This is a genomic window from Paenibacillus sp. PastM-3 (assembly GCF_029893965.1).
Taxonomy (GTDB): domain Bacteria; phylum Bacillota; class Bacilli; order Paenibacillales; family Paenibacillaceae; genus Paenibacillus_AQ.
This window is the reverse complement of the sequence record NZ_JARXXP010000004.1, coordinates 111,948-133,260: the sequence shown is the minus strand read 5'-3', so window position 1 is coordinate 133,260 and position 21,313 is coordinate 111,948. Positions and strand designations below refer to the sequence as shown.

14 protein-coding genes are annotated in these 21,313 nt (G+C 55.2%); all 14 read right to left on the bottom strand.

The features are described from left to right. Positions 1 to 195: 195 nt before the first annotated feature. The gene (locus M2108_RS09460) at positions 196 to 1,599 is read right to left on the bottom strand and encodes an MATE family efflux transporter (protein ID WP_277468853.1); all 1,404 of its coding nucleotides are present in this window, start codon (positions 1,597 to 1,599) and stop codon (positions 196 to 198) included. 82 nt (positions 1,600 to 1,681) lie between these two features. Continuing rightward, positions 1,682 to 3,439 (bottom strand): hypothetical protein, encoded by a 1,758-nt coding sequence (locus M2108_RS09455; RefSeq protein WP_277468852.1) that lies wholly within the window; start codon positions 3,437 to 3,439, stop codon positions 1,682 to 1,684. Between the two features lie 51 nt (positions 3,440 to 3,490). Further along, positions 3,491 to 4,174: a hypothetical protein gene (locus M2108_RS09450; protein ID WP_277468851.1), complete on the bottom strand. Its 684-nt coding sequence runs from the start codon at positions 4,172 to 4,174 to the stop codon at positions 3,491 to 3,493. Then, positions 4,174 to 5,085 (bottom strand): sugar phosphate isomerase/epimerase family protein, encoded by a 912-nt coding sequence (locus M2108_RS09445; RefSeq protein ID WP_277468850.1) that lies wholly within the window; start codon positions 5,083 to 5,085, stop codon positions 4,174 to 4,176. Before M2108_RS09445 ends, M2108_RS09450 begins: the two co-directional genes overlap by 1 nt. Before the next feature lie 84 nt (positions 5,086 to 5,169). Then, a complete protein-coding gene (locus M2108_RS09440) occupies positions 5,170 to 6,042 on the bottom strand; it encodes a carbohydrate ABC transporter permease (protein WP_277468849.1) in 873 nt (290 codons plus the stop codon). 25 nt (positions 6,043 to 6,067) lie between these two features. Continuing rightward, a complete protein-coding gene (locus M2108_RS09435) occupies positions 6,068 to 6,970 on the bottom strand; it encodes an ABC transporter permease (protein ID WP_277468848.1) in 903 nt (300 codons plus the stop codon). Between the two features lie 81 nt (positions 6,971 to 7,051). Next, positions 7,052 to 8,665 carry an extracellular solute-binding protein gene (locus tag M2108_RS09430; protein WP_277468847.1) on the bottom strand — a complete coding sequence of 538 codons (1,614 nt, stop codon included), beginning with the start codon at positions 8,663 to 8,665 and terminating at the stop codon, positions 7,052 to 7,054. A gap of 421 nt (positions 8,666 to 9,086) precedes the next feature. Next, a complete protein-coding gene (locus tag M2108_RS09425) occupies positions 9,087 to 11,336 on the bottom strand; it encodes a helix-turn-helix domain-containing protein (RefSeq protein WP_277468846.1) in 2,250 nt (749 codons plus the stop codon). A 1,622-nt stretch (positions 11,337 to 12,958) separates the two neighbouring features. Further along, positions 12,959 to 13,855 carry a myo-inosose-2 dehydratase gene (gene iolE / locus M2108_RS09420; protein ID WP_277468845.1) on the bottom strand — a complete coding sequence of 299 codons (897 nt, stop codon included), beginning with the start codon at positions 13,853 to 13,855 and terminating at the stop codon, positions 12,959 to 12,961. Between the two features lie 78 nt (positions 13,856 to 13,933). Further along, entirely contained in the window at positions 13,934 to 15,967 is a 2,034-nt protein-coding gene (gene iolD / locus M2108_RS09415) for a 3D-(3,5/4)-trihydroxycyclohexane-1,2-dione acylhydrolase (decyclizing) (RefSeq protein ID WP_277468844.1), read from the bottom strand. A 24-nt stretch (positions 15,968 to 15,991) separates the two neighbouring features. After that, positions 15,992 to 17,452, bottom strand: a complete 1,461-nt coding sequence (locus tag M2108_RS09410; RefSeq protein ID WP_277468843.1) for a CoA-acylating methylmalonate-semialdehyde dehydrogenase — start codon at positions 17,450 to 17,452, stop codon at positions 15,992 to 15,994. Positions 17,453 to 17,639: 187 nt separating this feature from the next. Beyond that, the gene (gene iolC, locus M2108_RS09405) at positions 17,640 to 18,647 is read right to left on the bottom strand and encodes a 5-dehydro-2-deoxygluconokinase (protein ID WP_277468842.1); all 1,008 of its coding nucleotides are present in this window, start codon (positions 18,645 to 18,647) and stop codon (positions 17,640 to 17,642) included. Positions 18,648 to 19,223: 576 nt separating this feature from the next. Further along, positions 19,224 to 20,234: a LacI family DNA-binding transcriptional regulator gene (locus M2108_RS09400; RefSeq protein ID WP_277468841.1), complete on the bottom strand. Its 1,011-nt coding sequence runs from the start codon at positions 20,232 to 20,234 to the stop codon at positions 19,224 to 19,226. A gap of 243 nt (positions 20,235 to 20,477) precedes the next feature. Next, positions 20,478 to 21,311 (bottom strand): 5-deoxy-glucuronate isomerase, encoded by an 834-nt coding sequence (gene iolB, locus M2108_RS09395; protein WP_277468840.1) that lies wholly within the window; start codon positions 21,309 to 21,311, stop codon positions 20,478 to 20,480. Between the last annotated feature and the right edge of the window lie 2 nt (positions 21,312 to 21,313).

Genomic DNA, 21,313 nt, shown 5'->3' with positions numbered 1-21,313 from the left:
TTCATGTTTCAACTCATAGAAAATAAGGGAATATCCGTTAAATCACTGTCATATATTCGGATAAAACAGGACTTACTCCGCCAAAAGACACAAAAAAAGACCGCTTTCTGCTGAAAGCGGCCGTCTTACCTGCCCTGTTTACCCCAAATGGGGCTGTACAGAAATCATATATATAACATCTTGCCCTAATCTGGATCAAATCACCTTATGCTGCAGCCACTTGTCCCCGAGGAAACGCCGCATGAAAATGAAGCCGCGGACCCCCCACTCACAGTTCATCGCCAGCCAGACACCGACAATGCCCATGCCGAACTGGATGCCCAGCAGGTAGCCCAGCACAACGCGGAACAGCCACATCGACAGCATGGAGACCATCGAGGTGAATTTGGAGTCCCCCGCCGCCCGGAGCGCCGATGGGGTAATGAAGCTGACCGACCATAGCGGGATCTGGGCAATGGAATTGATCAGGAAGACCAGAAAGATATCGTCGATAATTTCAGCCGGCGGATGGAACAGCGAAACCAGCGGATGAAAGGCCGGGAAAATCAGCAGGGCCATCAGCACATACGAAGCCGAGGACAGTACAAGGAATGACTTTACAAATTTCCGGGCGTCCCTGACATTGCGGCTGCCCATGCATTGGCCCACGACCGTGATCAGCGTCAGGGACAACGCATTGGCGGGAATCTGCATAACTCCGGCCAATGTGGATGTTATCGCGTTGGTCGCGATGGCATAGGTGCCCAGGCTGACGATGAAGATCTGGGTCAGAATTTTGCCGCCATTGAAAAACATCTGCTCCGCAGCAAACGGCAGGCCGATATTCATGATCCTTTTGAGCATCGACCAGTTCAGCGCCAGCAGATCCCGGAATTTCACATGCAGCGTGCTGTCCATCCGGAACAGATAGATTAGCGCACAGACGGCTGCAAAGTACCTTGATGCGTTGACAGCAATGGTCATACCGAACACGCCCATGTGCAAGCCGTTAATAAACACAAAGTTCAGCAGCACGTAGATCAGGTTCATAATCAGAGAGAGCACCAGTGAAGCCCTCGCCCTGCCGATCCCCCGCAGCGCCCCGCAGACCGCCTCCACAACCGCAATCCCCAGGTAGGACAGGCTGCTTCCGATCAGATACGTCCGGGCATTGGCCATGACATCCGGTGACGCCGCACCGAACAGCAGATTCAGCAGCGGACCGTGGAACACAATGCCGAACAGGCCAATAAATAAAGCCATCAGGGAGACGGACGACACCGCCCCCGCTGTGGCCTTGGAAACCATGAGGTCATTGCCGCTCCCCTTGTACTGGGCAACTACAACGGTTCCCCCGGTAGACACTGCAATGAACACACTGATCAGAAAAATATTAAGCGAGTCTATCATATTCACCGCACTGATTGCCGCTACACCGGACGAGCTGATCATTGCTGTGTTCACCAGATTCAGACCGACTACAAAGGCCTGATCGACCAAAATAGGAATAAACAATGAAATCATCTGCCGGTAATCCATAGTGTCACCGGAAAAATACTTATCAAGAAGCCGGTTGCCCTGCTTCCCTTGTACCTTTACCTTCACTCCAGGCTCTGGCATAACCATCCACTTCTTTATATTAGAATTTTGAATCTTGTCATTCTAACATATGAGGCGCAGGAGTCAAGGCAGTTCACTGTATTTACAGGTTTTGCTCTTGGGTCATAGATGGAGACAGGGTGAGTGTTATTTCCTTATTGAACGGAGTCATCAGATTCACTAGCACTGTCCTGCAGTTATTCTGCAGCTTTGCCTCACGTACCGAAGCCGCCAGATGCGCTGCCTCGCCGCCGGTCAGCTCAATCCAGTCCTCCCCGCATTCATAACGGAGAGTTCCGCCGCTCCATAGATAACAATCTTCCTCTACAGCCTCCAGTTCGCCTGACGTGAAGCTGCCCTCCTTGCCGAAAACAAAGGACAGCTGGGTCATTACTTCACCCGGCTCCTCACACTGCAGGCGAATCGTCCAGCCGGTACCGGTACGAACTGCCTCTGCCTCTGCGCGGAATGTCTGCTCATGGGTAAGCGGACGGATATGGTGCGGAAGCAGATACCATGGACTGACCGGCGCGCCAGCCGTTTCAGGCAGCCGCTCCGTTTCCACGGGTCCGTAGTATCCCTTCTTCTGTTCTCCCGCCAGCCGGTAGCCTTGAGGCAGCCTGCTCATCTCCTGCATTGGCACAAATCCCGGATTGAAATACGAAGCCAGCTGCACAGCCAGCAGCCGCACCTCACCATGGCGCAGCGCGAAGAAGGAGGGAGTCTCTGTCATCAGCGTCACGCTGGTTTCACCATCCCGGTAACGGGCGACCGGCGCCCCGAAATCGGTATGCAGCCGGCTGTGAGAAATCCGCCCCTGATGGCCTGCTGCCTCCATTCCCGCAAGATAGCCGTGCCGCAGAAACTCACCGTTCAGGACGGTATCGTATTGCTCGGGGAGGACAGCCTCCGCCGCTGGCGGCTGCTGCAGCTCCGGCTCCAGCAGCATCCGCACCAGCGCGTTCACCGAGCAGACGCCGGGATTACTGAGCGCCCGTCCGGCCCATTCGGCCATCCCGGCGAATACAGGATCGTTATCCAGCCGGGCCAGGATGGCATACGGCAAATAATACGGGGACAGGTCATGCACATGCCCCAGATCCTGCCGCCCGGAATAGTCAGTTACGACCTCGCCCGACGGATGGACGAGATAGACCATCATCCGCAGGTTCAGGCGGACGGGTTCCAGCAGCTGCGGGCGGTTCAGCAGGCGGGCGGCATGGATCAGCATAATATCGCTGACTGCGCTGTATATGCCGTTACTGCGCTCGGTCCACTCCCCGTCCGGCGTAATATCCATGCCTTCGGCCAGCCACTGCTCCGCCCGCCGGACGGCTTCCGGCAGTCCGAACAGCTCATGCAGATAAGCCAGGGCTGCACTGATAACCCAGCGGTGATTCGGCGTATGGCCGCCGCCTGTAAGCATAGCCGGTATGGTGCGCTCCAGAAACAGCCGCATCTTGTCAAGCACAGGCGCAAGCGGCGCCCATTCCTGCCGGGACAGCAGCTGATACAGCTGCGCATAACCGACGATTACAAAAGCTGTATCCGGCGGAGAGTGGAAGTTCGTCCAGCCTGGGGAGATTGTACCGTCCGCATGCTGGCCGCGCAGCACGAACCCAGCAGCCAGCTCAAGCCTTCCCAGCAGCTGTTCATCATGGTAGTATTTCGAATCGGGATTCACCAGCGCCGCTCCCCAGTAACACATCTCGGTTGGCGTACCGGTCGTATGATTGACCCAGGCAACGCCGGTGAACGGATCAATCGTACCGCCGTAATAGCGGCTCTCCGGATCAAGCACCTGCCGCGACAGGCCTTCCTCCACTGCTCTGTCGTTACTGTCCACCAGTTGCTTATACATTGTCATTCCTCCATGTAAGGCATTTATCACCCGGCACCGCCGGCAGCTTCATTACAGCCGCTCCAGCTCTTTACGCACACGCACCGGTATTTCAGCAAACAGCTCGTTCCACGAAACGAATAAGTCCTCCCGGTGCGCATACTCCCAGATCCCATAGACCCCCGAAGGAGTGAACCGGTAGGTCTGCAGATATTGGCGCACCTTCTGATCTGTCGCTTCATCTGCAGCGAGCAGCCCTTGGAAGCAGTCGCCGTAGATCAGCCCGTCCGCCCCTGCCGCCTCCTGTGTACAGGCGGCATAGCCTGGCAGCAGCTCAAAAATCTCCGGCATGGGCGAGAGCGCATGCTTGCCGGGCTGTACATAGAGACTGGCTCGGGTACCGCCCAGATTGGTGCGCCCGCGCAGCAGCCCTCTCAGATATTTGCCGTGAAAGCTGGCTTCGACATCCGCGACTTCCCCGTTGCTGCCAATATAGACCCATACATGCTCCAGATCATAGAGATGCTGGATATCGTAGTCATAATAAACCGCATATTCGATTACTGCCACTACCTCCGGCCGCCTGACATGAAGCCTGCGCCGGAAAGAAGGGGAAGCTCCGTCTTCCCGGAGTACCGTCACACCGAAGCGGACGGGGTAAAAAGGCTCGCTGCGGTCAAACAGCAGCTGCGGGGCATAGGCGGCAGCCAGCTTGCGGTTTTCCTCGCTTAATTTCACGCCCTCTGCGCTCAGCATCAGAGCGAACCCCGCGCCGCCAGTTTGGTTGTAAGCAGACGGTGACTCTCATGAATCTCCTCTGGCTGGCAGGCCGCTTTCAGCTCATACACCTTGACCTGAGCCCGCTCAATCATCGGCAGATAGGCATCATAGAATTGCAGGTCTCCGCTGTTCACATAGGGACACCAGTGATCCGAGAGCCCGATTGTCTCGTGAATATGGACGCCGACAATATCATTCATCAGCCCGCCCATCTCCCCCACACTGTCGTACAGCCCCAGCCGGTCCATCATAATCGCATGACCAGTATCATACCAGATGCCGACGGGCGCTCCCTTCAGCGCCCGGATGATTCTTTTGGCCTCGGCCAGCGTCGGAATCTGCTGCGGCCGGGAGCGTGTCTCGATCCCGAAGCGGATGCCGCTCAGCCCCTTGGCAGCAGCCTTATCGCAAACTTTATACAGGCTCTCGGTAATAGTCTTCACATAACCGGCGCTATAGGCCTCCCGCCGCTCGAGCAGCTCTGCCCACTTGCTGCGGTAGGCGGTCGAATCCTTCCCCTCACCGCTGTAGAGCTGCTCCAGCTCCTTCGCGATATCATTCGGGAAAGGAACCTCCCCGGGATGGACAACTACAGCCTCACCGCCATAGCGCTGCGCATACTCGGCAGAGCGGACCAGAAGCTGGGTGGCCCGCTCCCGTTTGTCTTTATCCTCAAAGCCGAGCAGCACCGAATCCGTACCGTAATCGGGATCTGCCACATGAGGAAAAGTATTGTGGACACTGGATACGCCGATCTCCCCCCGCTCAATCATCGGTTCGATCGCCCCCAGCATCTCTTCAGTCACATTATAGTTCAGCTCCACCCTGCGGAAGCCGAGCCCGCGGATTTCCCGCAGCAGCCCGTCTCCTGTTGTGTGACGCTTCATATTCCAGCAGGTTGAGAATGAAAATGTTCCTTTGTCCTCCAAAGCCTTGCTCTCCCTTCTGTTCTCTGCATGTGCAACCGGCAGTTAACCCTTAACGGCACCCAGCATTACGCCGCTGACAAAATACTTCTGCAGCCACGGATAGACAAGCAGAATCGGCACCGTAGCAAATACTACAGTCGCAGCCTTCAGGCTCTCCGGTGTCAGCCTCGTGCGGCTGGCACCTTCCATTAGCGTCAGCTCGGAGACCATATTGTTCTGTACCATCTGGTACAGCTTGAGCTGCAGCGGGTACAGTTCCGGACTGTTAATATACATCAGCGCATCCTGAAAACCGTTCCATCTGCCTACCGCATAGAAGAGTGCCAGAGTAGCAAGTACGGGCATGGACAGCGGCAGGACGATGCTCATCAGGGTGCGGAAGAAGGAGCTGCCGTCGATCTCAGCCGACTCCTCCAGACTCTGGGGAATATTATTGAAGAAGGAGATGAGAATAATCAGGTTGAACGGGCTGACCAGACCTGGCAGAATAAGCGCCCAGGTTGAATCGAGCAGGCGCAGGTCGCGCATCAGCAAATACTCGGGAATAATCCCGCCGCTGAAGAACATGGTAATAATGATAATAACCATAAACGTCTTGCGGCCTTTCAGGTAACCCTTAGTCAGCGGATAGGCTGCGGCAATGGTAAAGAGCATGCACAGCAGGGTTGTTGCAGCCGTCAGCAGCACCGTATAGCCCAACGAGCGGATCATTGCGTTATCCGAGAACACCTGAACATAGGCATTCCAGTTCAGTTCAATCGGAAGAATCGTGACTTCACCGGAAGTAATGGCCCGGTTGGAGCTAAGCGATACTGCAATGACATGCAAGAACGGAGCCAGACAGAACAACACGAACAAGGCCACACAGGTTATGATAACGATATCAAATATCCGGTTTGAAGTACGTTCACTCATAGTACTCCGCCTCCTTCCCTCTTTATCAGATAATGCCGTCGCCGGTCATTTTTTTCGAAATATAGTTGGAGCCGAGAATGAATACCAGACCAACTACAGCCTGGAACAATCCGACTACCGTTGCCAGTGTATATTGTCCGGATTCCAGACCGATCCGGTATACAAAGGTACTCAGCACATCGGAATACTCTCGCACTGCCGTATTTCCGATAACGTACGGGCGGTCGAAGCCGATGCTGACCATTTTACCAAGATTCAGAATAAGCAGAGTTACGATCGTCGGCTTAATGCTCGGGAGCGTAATATACCAGATCTTCTTTATCCGTGTTGCCCCATCGACCTCCGCTGCTTCAAACAGCTCTCTGTTTACACCGGTTAGCGCTGCCAGATAGAGAATGGTTCCCCAGCCGGCACTTTGCCAGACCCCGGTGAACAGGTACGTGATCAGCCACGGACCCTTTTCGGTCAGGAACGGGACCGGACTCAGCCCCAGGCCTTGCAGCACCTCGTTTATCATACCGGACTGGTTGCCGAACAATTGATAGACAATCCCTCCGATAATGACCCAGGAGATAAAGTGAGGAATGTAGAGAATAGTCTGCGAAATCTTTTTGAACCATGCACTCTTAATCTCATACAGCATAATTGCCAGAATGATCGGGGCCGGGAAGGAAACCAGCAAGTCCAGGAAATTAAGCATAAATGTGTTGCGCAGGGCGGTGTAAAATTCTTTCATATTAAAAACTTCGCGGAACGCGTCGAGGCCGATCCATTCACTGCCGCCGATCCCCTGGAACAGATTAAAATCCTTGAAGGCAATCTGCACACCGTACATCGGTCCGTAGCGGAAGATAAAAAAATAGATAAGTGGCAGTGAGAGCAGTGCGTACAATTGCCAATACCGCTTCAAGTAGCTCGCTTTACTCAAGCCGGTTCCCTCCTTGGGAAGAAAAACCGGACGGAGCGGCGTACCAGCTCCCTCCGGTTCTCTTTTTTATATTTAGTGTGCTTACAGATCCTTCAAGGCTGCTTCCAGCTCTTCTTTCAGCTGGGTTCCGCCCAGGGACATGAAATCCTTCATTTCCTGCTCGTAAACCGCTTCAAACTGCTCTGGTTTAGCCATTGCTGTCTTTACAATAATTACAGACAGCTTGTCACTGAGCGTAGTTCCGTATTTGGATTCCGCTTCAATCGGTTTACCGAAGACGATAGGTCCAACCGTATCGGTGTTGGCAATATCAATGGATTGCTTCAGCATTTCCTGGTTGCGTTCAGGGAAGCCGCTGACCCATGCTTTTTCATTGGTTGCCTGGTCGCCGATGTTCTTGCCGTTAGAGATGATCGCCATGTCGCCTGCATTAAACAGACGGTCAGCGAACTCCTGGGCAACATCCGCTTTTACTACCGGAATACCGTCAACCAGATCATAGTTTTCGCCTTCAACCCCGCTGTAGATATCGATCAGATTGTTGTCCGAAGCCATCCAGTCCAGATATTTAATGGCTTCCACGGCACGTTTGCTGCTCTTCGGAATCATGATGTACATCCCGTTTGAGGCATAACGCGATTTAATGTGCTTGTTGCCCTCATTAGCGTTGGTCAGGACATCTGCCGCCGTCACCTTGCTGCCCGGTACATTTTTGTAGAGATTATCCAGTGTACCTTCTGCGTAGAAGATATTGTCCACATCTTCAGACCAGTAGCCGACATTTCCGTTCTGGATATCCTTTGCCAGCTGCGTTTTATCTTCATCCAGGCTGAAGTCCTGGCTGACCAGCCCTTCATTGTAGAGCTTGTTCAGGAACTGCATCGCATCCTTGAAGCCGTCATGCAGCGGCAGCTCGTAACGCTGGCCGTAAGTCAGATCGCCCTTTATCGGTTTGATGAAGGAATAGATCAGTGTCTCGAATTGGGCTGGAGCGAGCGCCATGCCCATTGGGATATTTTTGCTGCCGAGGCCGCCCGGATCTTTATCTTTAAACGCTTTCAAAGTAGTGTACAGCTCATCAGTTGTCGTCGGCACCGGCAAGCCCAGCTTATCCAGCCAATCCTGGCGGATGTAGGAGCTGTAACGGCCAGTGATTGCCCGCTTACCCGGAATGGACATCTGCTTCCCGTCAAGCTGCCCGAATGCCAGTGTATCCTCACCAAGGAATTTTTTCAGATTCGGCCCGTGCTCATCAATCAGCGCTCCGACATCAGTCAGACCGCCCTGCTGGGCGTAACGGTAGAACACGCTGGAATCATAAGTGAACACAATATCAGGCACATCGGTGTTGCTGGCCATCAGTACGTTCAGCTTTGTAACTTCCTCGGAGCGCTGAACCGGCACATATTCGACATCAATGTTGTTCGGATCACCGAACCGTTCCTGCACCATATTGGAGAGATAGTTGTTGGTAATGGTATAAGGCGCAGGGCTGTTGCCGCGGTCGAAGATTTCCACCTTCAGCGTAACGCGCTCTTTGCTGCCCCCGTCAGTTGCTGTCCCTCCGTTTGACGCCGTATTCGCGTTTCCGTCTGCATTAGAGGAACACCCGGCCAGCAGGGACATCCCCATTACTGCGCTCAATCCGATTCCCAGTGCCTTCTTCAGAACTTTCTGGTTTGCATTCACTGTCATTGTGCCATCTCCTTCGCCTCTGCGGCTATAATGGTGACTTTATGAATCCCCCAACCTCACATCCGGGCTCCCGTACTGCCTTTCTTCAGAAAAGAATACTTTTACGCTTACGCCGCCTTTACTGCCTGGCCGCTTAACGTTCCGGGATGACCACAGTATTCCACACTTTCCTGAGGTCTGACAATAAACCTGTTTCGGATTGCAAAAACGCCTGAAATTCGGACTTCCGGTTTATCCGACCAACCATTTTCGTATGATAAACCGCTTTCAAATGGCGAAAAAAAGGCCGTATGATCGGCCCGCATCCCTCTTAAAAAGCGTGTGCGGGCCGATCATACGGCTGGTTTCACAGTACTGCGGTCAGCTGTATTCCTGCAGGCATAGCGTATGTCATTTAAAGGATATGAAGCAGGCCTGCTCCTCAGGCTTTGCCCGATTCACGGCGTTTAAGCTGGCGGTAATCCCCCGGTGTGATGCCGGCAACCCGTTTGAATACCCGGCCGAATGTAATCGCATTGGCATAGCCTACCTGAAGCGCAATGTCCTGAAGCGGGGAATCCGTTTCCGCCAGCAGCTGTTCGGCCTCCTTCATCCGCAGCTCCGTAACGAAGTCGACGAACTTCATTTTAAATTCGGTTTTGAACAGATAGCTGGCATACTTGCCCGAAACCTGAAACCGGTCGCTCAGATGCTTGAGGGAAAGATCGGGATTGGCAAAGTTCTCTTCAATATAATTTTTCATCTCGGTGACCATCGCCCGGTAGCTCTTGGTCTCACTTGCCGAGACATAAGTGCGGAATAAATCGGTCAGATACTCAAGCAGAATCCCCTTCATCTCATCCAGGGACTCGGCCTCCTCCAGCTCCTTCATCCGGATCTGGGCATTCTCTGCTGACAGCTCATCCTGCAGCTCCTCCGACATTACGGCTACCTCACGGCTGAGCATCTGCAGCATCGCCTGGATCAGGGAGCGGATATCATCATCCTGGAGGAAATTTTGTTTAAATGCTTCAAAAATCCGCTCCAGCTGCTCCCGCCATTGACCGCTCGACATCCGGAACTGCTTAACGAACTCGGCAATCATCTGCAGATAAGTATAAGTCTCCAGCAGCGGCTGGCGTGCCTCCCCGTATTCAGCCAGGGCGACATCCTCATTCCTCAGCAGCTTGTGCTGCATAACATGCTCGGCCGCCGCATAGGAATCGCGGATCGTGCCCGGCCCGGCTGCTGTAGGACCGATGCCGAAGCTGAGCGAAATCCGCAGATTCTGCTCCACCCACGAGCGGCAGTTCTCGGCAAAGAGACGAATCCGCTCGGTCATTTCCTCATCGCTTCCGGTCGACAGGAAAAGAATCGCTACCCGCCGGGTTCCGACCCATTCCGCCCAGCCCTGCAGCTCGGCGTTACGCGCAAGCTCCTGAAACACATTCATCAGGGCGAACTTCAGCGTATTCTGATCGCCCCGGGTATAGCGTTCCTCAAAAACCCGCTCATAGCGGTTAATTTCACTGAGCACCACCGTAAAACGCGAAGCGGCATCGGCGCCCGTAAGCGGGGACAGCTCCGCCAGCCGGCCGATAACATCATCCAGCCGCTCGCTGTGCAGCAGATCGTTGAACAGCTTGCTGCGCTGCAGCAGCAGGTTCTCCCGGCTTTTCCGGTCATAGTCGGTCATGTGGTTAATCAGATCCTCCAGCACCCCGTCAATCAGCATCATCTCATCGGGCCTGTCGGTCGACTGATCCATCCGCCTGATCTGGTGACCCTCAATGCGGTTCATAATGACCTGAATTGGTTTATAATTGCGCCGGGTCACATAGACCAGGTAAAAGATCGCGCAGATTACCGTCCCGATGGCAATAGCCACCCATAGATAGGAAACGACGGATACCCAGCCAAACAGGTTACCCGCCTTGATTCCGCTCGCCAAGGTCCAGCCGAGCCGCTTCAGCTGGAGTGTATTCAGCTGCTTGCCGCTCACCGCACCGCTGTGGTCCGAATGGGCCTGGTACACTACCTTCCCATCGCCGCCCAGAATCGTCACGAAAGAGAGCTGCTGGTTGACCATACTGTCCACAAGCTGCTCGATCCCGCTCATTTTGACATTGATGACCAGCACTCCCTCAGAGCCGAAGGGCAGCGGCATCGCCTTGTTAATCGTAAGCACACGTATCGGTGTACGCTGCACCAGTTCCGTCTTATAGTTGCGGACAGGCTGCCAGCCTTCCGGCAGCGGGCCGGAGGTGATCTGTCTGATCCAGTCTTCGTCTATAAAGCCGGATAGATCTTTTAATCCAGTTTCTGTTAAAACGCTTTCATTAATTTTGTCATAAAGATAAACAGACTGAATGTAGGAGGACGCATGGGTGAGGCTGCGCAGACTCTGGGCAACCGCATAAACAGATCCGGTATCCGGCTTGCCGGCGTTATTGAAATACTGCTTGTAGACATCACTGCGCTCCACTGACTCCAGCACGGACAGCTCCACTTCCCTGATCGTCTTATCAATATTATCCATGAGGTAGCTGGCTGAGATCCGGTCTGCCTTTTTCGTTTCCATCCGGGAGATATCATTAATAAATACAAACGAGGCGAAGATCAGAATCGTCACCGTAAGCAGAAAAATAGGGAAATAAGAAAGCAGTAATCGGCGATACCAGGTACGAAACAATAGACAACCTCCTCCACCACCGTTAGGATACCAGGCCGCGGTCCGGCCGTTCAGGTGCATATGCTGCCAGGAAGGCAGCTGTTTATAATTAAGACTGCGTCCTTTCATGGAAAGGGTCCGTTTCTGCAGGAAAAAGATGAAACCTTAATAAGGTTAATCAATATAAAGGCTTATGAATCACAGACGAGCCTATGTTCGGATTTCTGCCATTATAGCACATGCTTCCCGAGCCCGGCCAACGGGTAAAATTGACATTTACTGGTTATTATTTCTTCCCCGTTCTGCATGACAGACACTATAGGAAGAAACCTGATGCAGCCACAAGATTCCGCTGTGGAGGAGAGCCGGTTAGGGTGGCGGAATCAGTGCAGGGCGGGATAGTAGGTATATATTCTGATTGATAGGGATTGATAGGGATCGATTCCCATAGATTGAAGATAGCATGGTATTAATATGACGGATACACGGGAAAACACAGAAAAGCGGGACTTCCGCTGTTTCCGAACAGTTCCCGCACAGCAGAAAATCACCCTGACGGGTGATAGGTTTGAAACTATTAAATTCGAGCACAAAGTTGGCTCTGCACTGCCTGCCAAGAGAGTAAGCTTTGGCCGCCGCTCTTGATAGATGCGGTGTCGGGGCAGGTGCTCGCTAACTCAGTGCAGCAGCCACTGGCTGGGCGCCGTTAAGGTTGAGGCGTTGCAGCCACAGGTTGGGCGCCGTTAAGGGGATTTTTCCCCTTATTGAGGCGTTGCAGCCACAGGTTGGGCGCCGTTAAGGGGATTTTTCCCCTTATTGGGGCGATACAGCCACAGGCTGGGCGCCGTTAAGGGGATTTTTCCCCTTATTGGGGCGTTGCAGCCACAGGCTGGGCGCCGTTAAGGGGATTTTTCCCCTTATTGGGGCGTTGCAGCCACTGGCTGGGCGCCGTTAAGGGGATTTTTCCCCTTATTGAGGCATTGCAGCCACTGGTGGGCGCCGTTAAGGGGATTTTTCCCCTTATTGAGGCGTTGCAGCCACTGGCTGGGCGCCGGTAAGGGGATTTTTCCCCTTATTGGGGCGTTGCAGCCACTGGCTGGGCGCCGGTAAGGGGATTTTTCCCGTTCGCACGCGCGCTGAGGCAAAATCTGTCTACCCGCAGCTATTTTCACCAGCTATTGGAATAAGCAGACAAATTGTACTTCCGCCACCCAGCGCATTCGGAGTGATGTTTAAAGCCGCACTCCAGCCCGTAGCCCATACGCTGATATCCACTCACCGCCTCTCTGCCCTCGAGCACGCCGACTTAATTCTGGTACTGGATAACAGGCATATTATGGTGCCTTCCAGTTCGCATTTTCAGCTTGACCCTTACCTGACCTTCACTTTACACCATGCAGCCCTACCCTACCTTACACCCTCATCACGCGCATCCCGGACTCTACATTCTGGACCTCAGCTTCTATATCCCTGGGCCTGGCACCCCTTTACACTGGCTCACATTACCCTGTCTCCGGCGCGCTTCCTTTACTCTTTGCACCTTGTTATTACACCTTGTTATTACACCTTCGCAACAAAACCCTGCCGGCTCGGCCGGCTGGGAGCGCCAATCTCCCGCCGGCCTTCCGTCAGCAATCGCTAACTTACAGCCCGCTGGTTTCCCGGATATACTTCCGCGCCTTGATCGCATATTCCAGCGGATCGGCCAGTGCCGGGTCCTGCTCCGCCTCAACTACGAACCAGCCCGTATAGGACGAACCGGCCAGTTCAGCAAAAATATCGGCGAATTCGATGCAGCCATCCCCAGGCACAGTGAACGCACCCGCTTTTACCGCCTGCAGGAAGCTTAGCTTCTCGGCAATAACACGCCGTACCACTTCCGGACGGATGTCCTTTAAATGAACATGCCTGATCCGCGGCAGATGGGCGCGCAGCACCTCGAGCGGATTTTCTCCGGAAAAAGCCAGATGTCCGGTATCAAACAGCAGGGATATCTCAGCCGGATCTGTAAGCTCCATCAGCCGGGCAATTTCCGCAGCCGTCTGTACTCCGGTGCCCATGTGGTGATGATAGACAATCGCCATTCCTTTTTCGGCAGCCCGACGGCCCAGCTTGCCCAAGCCTTCAGCGAGTAGCGCCCACTCGTCTTCTGTAAAGACAGGCTTGGCATCAAACAGCGGCGTATCCATCTGCCCCTGGATGCTCCGGCCCTGCTCGGAGACGACAATGACCTTGGCCCCCATCGCGTGCAAAAAGTCGCGGTGTGCAACAAAGGCTTCAGCCGTCTCTTCGTACGGCCGCACCGTCAGATGCGCGCTGAACCAGGCGCTGGCAATCTGCAGACCGCGCAGCCCGAGTGCCCGGTGCAGCACCTCCGGAGAGCGGGGATACTTGTTGCCGACCTCGCTGCCTTGAAAACCGGCAAGTGCCATCTCGCTGATGCACTGCTCAAAGGTGTTGCCCCTGCCCAGCTCAGGCATATCATCATTGGTCCAGGCAATGGGTGCAATCGCCAGCCGGACCGCCTCTTCTTTGAACATCAATGTTCTTCCCCTTCCATTATGACTGGTATGGCCGGCTCCGGGCGGTCGCTTCAGCCCGTTGCAGCTCCGGCAGCGTTAGTAGCTGCGCGCCTTCTCCAGCCCGCTCAATTTCTGACCGTAAGCCGCCTGTACGCTCTCCTTGCCCGACACTTCCGCCACGCCGACATGCCACCAGGCACCGTATCCGTGGGTCATCGTCTTGGGCAGCACCTTGATGTCGATCAGCGTGGATTTCTCACTCTTCCTTGCCGCCTCCAGAGCGCTGCGCAGCTGCTCCGCTGTCGCCGCCCGGAAGGTCTCGACCCCGTAACCGGCTGCGCTCGCTGCGTAGTCGATCAGCATCAGCTCACCGCTCAGCTGGCCGTCCGCTCCCCGGCGGCGGAATTCCGTCGCCATGCTGTCCAGGCCTTGCTCCATCTGCAGATTGTTGATGCAGCCGAAGCCTGCATTGTCTAGCAGAAGGACGTTGATCTTCCTATTCTCCTGCAGGCTGGTCACCAGCTCGGAATGCATCATCTGGTAGCTGCCGTCTCCGACCAGAGCATAAACCTCGCGCTCCGGCTCAGCCAGCTTGATGCCGAGTGCTCCGGCGATTTCATAGCCCATGCAGGAGAAGCCGTATTCCATATGGTAAGTATCCGGCACAGCGGATTCCCACATCCGCTGCATATCTCCCGGCAGACTGCCTGCCGCTCCAATAACGATCGCATCCTGCGGAATGAGCTCATTAATGATGGCAAGCACCTGCGTCTGTGTAAGCGAGGTGTTCAGCACCCCGGCATACTCAGGCAGCTTGTCGTCAAGATGACCGGCAATCTCAGGCACAAATGGTGCCGCTTCATCTCCCTGCACAGCTGCAGCCGCGCCGGAAGCTGCAGCACACCCGGCTACACCCGCTGCCTCTGCCACGGCTTCAACAACTGCAGCTGCACCGCCTGCCCGGTATTCAACACCGGCCAGCCGCGCTCTTTCCGCCGCCCAAGCCTGCTTTGCCTCCGTGATCTCATCCGTAAAAGCGGAACGATAGCCGCGTTGCTCAAGCGCAACAGATAACGCTTTCAGACCTTCGGCAGCATCGCACACCACTGCCAGCGCATCCAGCTTGGCTGCATGGTATGGCGACGCGTTAAGCGTCACAAATTCCACGCCGGGATGGGCGAACAGGCTCTTCGAGCCTGTGGTGAAATCGGTGAACCGGGTGCCGGCGCCGATAACCAGATCGGCCTCCGCTGCAAGCGTATTGGCGCAGCCGTTGCCGGTTACGCCCAGGCCGCCCAGGTTGTAGGCGAAGTCGCTGGCAACAGCGCTTTTGCCAGCCTGCGTCTCGCCGAACGGAATGGCGAACTTCTCCGCGAAATCGCGCAGCGCAGCTCCGGCAACGCTGTAGCGGACGCCGCCGCCGCAGACCAGCAGCGGACGATGCTTGCTCGCGATCAGCTCCGCCGCCGCCGCAATTTCATCCGGATGCGGCAGCCGGCGGGCAATCTTATGAACGCGTCTGCGGAAGAAGTCGGCCGGATAATCCCAAGCCTCACCCTGAATATCCTGCGGCAGCGCGATCGTCACCGCCCCGGTGTCAGCCTGATCGGTGAGCACCCGCATGGCATTCAGCAGTGCCGACATCAGCTGCTCCGGCCGGTAAATCCGATCCCAGTATTTGCTTACAGCCTTGAAGGCATCGTTGACCGTAATCGACAGGTTGTACGTATGCTCCATCTGCTGCAGCACCGGATCGGGCTGGCGGGTCGCAAAGGTATCCCCCGGCAGCAGCAGGACGGGAATCTGATTCGCCGTCGCTGTCGCGGCAGCCGTCAGCATATTGGCCGATCCCGGACCGACGGAGGCCGTACAGGCCATAATCCGCCGCCGCCGGCTCTGTTTGGCAAAAGCAGTCGCCGCATGCACCATCCCCTGCTCATTACGGCCCTGAAAAATCTTTAATCCGCCCGGGGCCTCCTGCAGCGCCTGTCCCAGACCAAGCACGTTGCCGTGGCCGAAAACAGTAAATACACCCTCTACGAAGCGCTCCGGCCCGTTGCCGAAATCGACATACTGCTCATTCAGAAACTTCACCAGCGCCTGCGCCGTTGTTAATCTGATCCGTTCCACTTGAGTTCCACCCTTCTTCTATGGTTACTGCCAGCGGGCAGTGACAACCTTTTTGCGCGTATAGAATTCAACTCCGTCGGTGCCGTTCGCATGCAGATCACCGTAGAAGGAATCCTTCCAGCCGGAGAACGGGAAGAAGGCCATCGGAGCCGGTACGCCTACATTGACACCCAGCATGCCCGACTCGATATTTTCACGGAAGTAGCGGACTTTCCCTCCGTCATTTGTAAAGATACAAGCCCCGTTCGCAAACCGCGAAGCGTTGGCAAGCTCTACAGCATCCTCTACACCTTTGACCCGCACAATGGACAGGACCGGTGCAAAGATTTCTTCCTGCCAGATCTTCATCTCTTTGGTTACTTCATCAAATAACGTAGGTCCGACAAAATAGCCCTGACCCGCAGCCGCAGCATCTTCCCGGCCATCTCTAAGCAGCTTTGCTCCTTCGGCTACACCCTGCTCGATGTAAGCAACCGTTTTGTCCTTATGCCCCTGGCGGATAACCGGTCCCAGGAAGGTATCTTCCTCCAGCCCGCCCCCGATAGTCATCTTCCCGCACTCGCGCAGCAGGATCGAGATCAGCTCGTCAGCCACCTCTTCTTGTACAGTGACTACAGAACAGGCCATGCAGCGCTCTCCGGCAGAACCGAAGGCAGCGTTGATAATCTGTGTAGCTGATGCCTCAAGATCGGCGTCCGCCAGTACGATGGAGTGGTTTTTGGCCCCGGCCAGCGCCTGAACCCGTTTCAGGTGCTCTGTTCCTTTTTTATAGACATATTCCGCTACCGGCTGTGATCCGACAAAAGAAATCGCCTTAACGCCAGGGTGCTCCAGCAGCCCGTTAACCACATCATGCGCACCGTTGACCACATTGAGTACACCTTTTGGCAGTCCCGCTTGCTCCAGCAGTTCTGCCAGACGTGCCGCCAGCAGCGGGGTACGCTCGGACGGCTTCAGTACAAAGGTATTGCCGCAGGCTATCGCGAGCGGGAACATCCAGCAGGGAACCATCATCGGAAAATTAAACGGAGTGATCCCGCCGATGACCCCGATCGGATAGCGGTACATTCCTGATTCGATTCCGGTTGCAATATCCGGCAGCTGCCGTCCCATCATCAGTGTAGGCGCGCCCGCCGCGAATTCGACACACTCAATGCCGCGCTGTACCTCGCCGTAAGCTTCTTTATAGCTTTTTCCGTTCTCCAGCGTAATGGTTCTCGCCAGCTCCTCCCAATTATCCACCAGCAGCTGCTGATATTTAAAAAGAATCCGCGCCCGCCGCGGCACCGGGGTCTTCGACCAGCCGGCAAAAGCCTCCTCGGCCGCAGCCACCGCCCGGTCAACATCCTCTCTTCCAGACAGCGGAACTCTGGCCAGCTCTTCGCCGGAAGCCGGATTGAACACCGGTTCCGTCTGCTCGCTTTTTGCCTCAACCCATTCTCCGCCAATATAGTTTTTCAGTACTTCTACGTTTTGCTGTGCCATTTTTTGTCCACTCCTTCATCTCTGTTGATATGGATGCTGCTAATCGTTCACTGTACAAGTTGAAACGGCTACGCCGTCCTTAAAAGGACGGTATCCGTTTCTGCGCGAAAGATAAGGATAAAGTATACCTGAAAGATATACTTTCTTATCTTTTAAAAACCGCTGCTGATCTGCTTCCTAAAACGGACTAAGCACCGGAGACAACTTCTTTATTGGACTGCAGGAAGGCCTCCAGCTCTTCCAGGGTCGGCATCGCATCCGAGCAGCTGTGCCGCGAGATTACAATCGAAGCCGATGCGCTGCCGCGCCGCATAGCTTCACTGACACTGTCGCCCTGCATCAGGCTGTGGATGAAAGCTGAGGCGTAGGAGTCGCCTGCGCCGAAGGTCTTCAGCACCTTGGCCGGGAAAATCCCGCTCCGGTGATTCAGGCCGTCTGCCGTATAGGCAATCGAGCCGCTTCCGCCGTGCTTGATTACAACCAGCTTCGCCTGCTGCGAGAACCAGCGGGCAGCCGTTGCCTCGTCATCGGCATCTGTCACATTGTACAGATTCTCCATCATGTTAAATTCCTCGCGGGTGCCGATGATGCAGTCGCATTTCTCTGCGGCCAGATTATAGTAGACAGCCGTTTCGGCGGCAGATTTCCAGGTATAAGGGCGATAATCGAGGTCGAAAAATACAGTCACATTATGTCTGCGGGCAAATTCGAGTGCCAGAAACACCGCTTCGCGGGAAGGGCTCTGTGCCAGTGCGGTGCCGGAGATCAGCAGCGCCTTGGCCTGGCTGATATATTCCTCTGAAATCTCATCTGTATTCAGCAGCAGGTCTGCCACGTTATCGCGGTACATCAGGATGCTGCATTCCTGGGGACTCTTGATTTCTGTAAAAGCAAGCCCAGTCACAGCACCGGTATGATCAACGCACACCTGGCTGTCGTCAATGCCGTCCTTTTGCAGATAGCTCCGGATAAACCGGCCCATCTGATCATCAGCCAGCTTACCGATGAAGCCGGTGCGCATGCCCAGCCGCGCCGTTCCGATTATGATATTGGCCGGAGAGCCGCCGACATATTTGGTGAACGTCATGGTCTCTTCCATAGGCCTTCCGGTTTCATTGGCATTAAGGTCAATACAGAGCCGGCCGACGGCGACTAAATCGAGCGGACGGGCGGAATCGAACTGCAGATCGTTCATAGTGACGCCTCCTTGAAAAAGCTTCAGAAGAAATGAATGATAATAGCCTGGATACAATGGGAGCAGGGTGAGCGGGTCAGTATCGTAAGGGTACATTTAAACCTTTGGTGTTCTTAAAATACCGGTCTGTCAGGGAGGGAAAGGGTAAGCGCTTAACCTAATTTTGTAAATAGTATAGGCCAGAATATCCGGTTTGGCAATCCTAAATTTGAAAGCGATCTCAATTTTTCCGTTAACTCACGCAATAACCATGGATCTACACCGTTCTCGCACAAAAAAGACCCGTCCGCCACCGTCTTGGGGGAACCGGGTCCTGGGGTATTTGCTCTTGGTGCAGTTACTCTTGGTGCAGTTGCTCTTAGTGCAGTTGCTCTTAGTGCAGTTGCTCTTGGTGCAGTTGGTCTTGGTGCAGTTGCTCTTGGTGCAGTTGGTCTTTAAAAACGGAGCTGGCTGCAGCAATCCGGTGCAGGTCTCCGGTGCAGGTCTCCGGAACAAGCCACTGGCACCGGGCTCCGGAAGAGCGATCCGGCAACCGAGCCCGGCAAACCAAGCTTATAAAAAGCCGGTCCTCTGGCCTTACCCGGGCGCCGGCCCGGTTGAATGGCGGATGACCAGCTCCGGCATCAGCATGATTTTGCGTCTGGGGCTGTCCGGATTGTCGATAGATTCATTCAGCAGAATCATTGCCTGCTCGGTCATCTCACGCAGCGGCTGGGCGATGCTGGTCAGTGTAGGGTGGCAGATTTCCGCCAGCACCGTATTATCGAAGCCCACAACAGACAAGTCGCGGGGAATGGACAGGCCTGCGCTGCGCGCTTCCTTCAGGACACCGATAGCCAGCAGGTCGTTGCAGGCGAATATAGCCGTCGGCCGCAACTCCTCTGGCTGGCTGAGCATTGCCGCCGCTGCCCGGCGGCCGTTGTCCAGGGTAGCTGACGTATGCGTAATGTTGGCCGGATTGTCGAATGGGACACCCGCATCCCTCAGCGCATCCAGAAAGCCTTCGGCCCGCAGCTTGCTCCCCGCCAGATTGTCGGAGATAATACCCAGCTTCCGGTGGCCCAGGGACAGCAGGTACTCCGTAGCCTGATACCCGCCTTTATAATCATCCACAGTAACGCTGCTGCTCTCCAGACTGCGGATTTCCGCCGAGAAAAGCACCAGCGGCACCCGGTCAGCCAGCAGGCGGCGGATCATATCCGTCTTTCCCGTGTGGGAAGCGATGATCAGGCCGTCCACTCTTTTACGCAGCAGCAGCGAGGTGTATCTGGCCGCTTTTTCATCATCACGGTCGGTACTGCAGACAATCAGGTCACTGCCCTGCTGCTGGGCATAATCCTCGATTCCCCGCGCCGTCTCTGCAAAAAAAGGATTGGCAATATCGGGAATCATCAGCCCGATTGTACCCGTCCGGCGGCTCGTCAGCGCAGAGGCCACCAGGCTCGGCTGATAATTAAGCTCCTCCATGACCCGGCCTACCTTTTCCCGCGTCTTGTCGCTGATCCTGCCGTTATTATTGAGCACCTTGGACACCGTAGCAATGGACACTCCGGCTTCCCGCGCCACATCATAAATTGTAGGTTTCATTGTTTTGAAAACCGCCTTTACGTTCTTGCCGTCTTATACCTCGATTATAGGGAACTCGTCCTAAAGTGTCTATTCGCTGGTATTGTCATTTCACCACTGCCGTTGCCGGACCGGCCCGTTGTCTGCTTCGATGCCGCGCAGCAATGCTGCGCACTGTACGCTGCGATTTGCCAGCATCATCAGATGCAAAAAGGGAGCCTCCGCCTTGCGGAAGCCCCTCGAAACTGACTCTATACTGTGTGCCTATTCCTCCTGGCCTCCGGGAGTATGCCCGGCCGGTCTGAACAGCCATTCGTGATCGGGATCGTTATGGAATACCCAGGTACGGACCGGGCCTGCCATCACATTGAGATAATAGGAATCATAGCCCGGCGGCGCCGATACCGGATGATAGCCCTCCGGAACAAGCACCACGCTGCGGTCGGGCACGGCCATCGTCTCATCGAGACTGCGGTCATCGTTGTACACCCGCTGCACCACGAAGCCGTGCGCCGGGTTTACCCGGTGGTAATACGTCTCCTCCAGGTAAGACTCTGCCGGAAGGTTATCCTGGTCATGCTTATGCGGCGGATAGCTGGACCAGTTGCCGCCGTCCGTGCGCACCTCCACCACCAGCAGGCTCTCAGCCTCACTACTCTCCGGCAGGATGTTGACTACGCGGCGCGACATGCTGCCGTAACCTCGGGCTTCGGCTGCCGTATCGGACGGCGCAATCAGCCGGGGCGGATATTTACCGGAACCCGGGGCAAGGCAGACTGCGAGCTCCAGCTCCGTCAAGGCTGTAATCTCATAGTGCCCGCCCGCCGGAACATAGACCGCATACGGGGGCAGATCTTCAAATACCGACATGCGTTCCCCGATTCCGGCGTATAGCTGGTCGTCTGCTTTGACATCTGCCTTGCCCGAGAGCAGTACCAGGCAGACCTCATTGTCTTCCGTACTGCGGCTCAGCGTATCACCGGCCTGCAGCTGATAGACTTCAAATCCGACGTATTTCCAGCCGGCACTCTCCTTACTGACTGCTGCCACAAGCCCGTCCTTGCCGGGCGCGCCGGCTCTGATCAAATAATCAGACATTC

Bases quoted from the DNA above. Each gene is read 5' to 3' on its own strand.
- M2108_RS09460 (WP_277468853.1), bottom strand. From the start codon at position 1,599: ATGCCAGAGCCTGGAGTGAAGGTAAAGGTACAAGGGAAGCAGGGCAAC.
- iolE (WP_277468845.1), bottom strand. From the start codon at position 13,855: ATGTTCAAAGAAGAGGCGGTCCGGCTGGCGATTGCACCCATTGCCTGG.
- M2108_RS09400 (WP_277468841.1), bottom strand. From the start codon at position 20,234: ATGAAACCTACAATTTATGATGTGGCGCGGGAAGCCGGAGTGTCCATT.
- M2108_RS09410 (WP_277468843.1), bottom strand. From the start codon at position 17,452: ATGGCACAGCAAAACGTAGAAGTACTGAAAAACTATATTGGCGGAGAA.
- M2108_RS09440 (WP_277468849.1), bottom strand. From the start codon at position 6,042: ATGAGTGAACGTACTTCAAACCGGATATTTGATATCGTTATCATAACC.
- iolB (WP_277468840.1), bottom strand. From the start codon at position 21,311: ATGTCTGATTATTTGATCAGAGCCGGCGCGCCCGGCAAGGACGGGCTT.
- M2108_RS09450 (WP_277468851.1), bottom strand. From the start codon at position 4,174: ATGCTGAGCGCAGAGGGCGTGAAATTAAGCGAGGAAAACCGCAAGCTG.
- M2108_RS09430 (WP_277468847.1), bottom strand. From the start codon at position 8,665: ATGACAGTGAATGCAAACCAGAAAGTTCTGAAGAAGGCACTGGGAATC.
- iolC (WP_277468842.1), bottom strand. From the start codon at position 18,647: ATGAACGATCTGCAGTTCGATTCCGCCCGTCCGCTCGATTTAGTCGCC.
- M2108_RS09455 (WP_277468852.1), bottom strand. From the start codon at position 3,439: ATGTATAAGCAACTGGTGGACAGTAACGACAGAGCAGTGGAGGAAGGC.
- M2108_RS09445 (WP_277468850.1), bottom strand. From the start codon at position 5,085: ATGAAGCGTCACACAACAGGAGACGGGCTGCTGCGGGAAATCCGCGGG.